General features: G+C 28.5%; 1 protein-coding gene. It reads right to left on the bottom strand.

Annotated features, from left to right (window positions below; genetic code table 11):
• Positions 1 to 170 precede the first annotated feature (170 nt).
• Positions 171 to 938 carry a restriction endonuclease gene (locus RBH29_RS17725; protein ID WP_306698340.1) on the bottom strand — a complete coding sequence of 256 codons (768 nt, stop codon included), beginning with the start codon at positions 936 to 938 and terminating at the stop codon, positions 171 to 173.
• Positions 939 to 988 lie beyond the last annotated feature (50 nt).

The following is a 988-nucleotide window of genomic DNA, read 5'->3' as shown; positions in this document are numbered from 1 at the left end:
GTTGTATCTGAGGTGGATTTCCGTCTTAGATAACTCCTATCTTAGACGGAAATCTGTGGGCAGGATGACCCGTGAGAATGCCCTTTACTCAGATATATGGTTAGGCGATCTAATTAATGGAAACAGTCGTTACCTAAAATAATTTCATCTAAATATATATTCTAATATGATTAACTCATATATAATGTAATGCTATGATTCTTAATAAATTGATCTAACTCAATACAAACTTCATCTATGTAATTACTGTATAAAACCAAATTCAGATAGTCCCTAATCGTATTAATTATTTTTACATCTTCTTGTAGTTTAATACTTTTGGGGCTACTCTCTAATAAACGTTGGAATATAATTTTATAATTACTTTCATTAGAATCCAAAACACTTATATGATAGTACAAAAAGTCTATCTTATTAATAAGCTCAGTTGCTTTGTTCCATTGCTCTTGAGTTTTGAATCCAATAATATGATGTGGTACTACTCTAGTACGTCTAATTAAACTGTCATATTTTTTTAATATCTTTAATTTATTCATTATCTTAAATAATATTGATTTAGACCACATATTAAAATAAGTATCAATTAATTGATTATATGTTAATAGCTTTAAATTTGTAAATTTAGAACTCTCATATGCACCACTTTGAAAACCATTTTTTACAATGAAGTATCCTACATTAGCACCACCATCATCAACAACAGTGCGGAAAGCATTAATTTCCCTTTGTGGAATATTGGCTTCCCAATTCTTACATTCAATAAATATACAAATTTTCAATTCATCTAAACTTTCCACATAAACATCAATCTCGTTTCTTCCCCGTACACAATCAATTGTCTTTCCAACTATTGAATAATAACCTATTTCTTCAAAATATATTTTAACCTTTTCCTGTAAATCCCTCCAATCAATCGGACTGTCATTAAAAATTTTCACAAAAAACCCTCCACCTTTCAGATTAAAAAAATCATAATTAATTATGTCGC

It is taken from the genome of Herbivorax alkaliphila, from assembly GCF_030848475.1.
In the GTDB taxonomy this organism is placed as follows: domain Bacteria; phylum Bacillota; class Clostridia; order Acetivibrionales; family Acetivibrionaceae; genus Herbivorax.
Note: the sequence above shows the minus strand (reverse complement) of the source record. Positions and strands in the feature narration are given on the sequence as shown.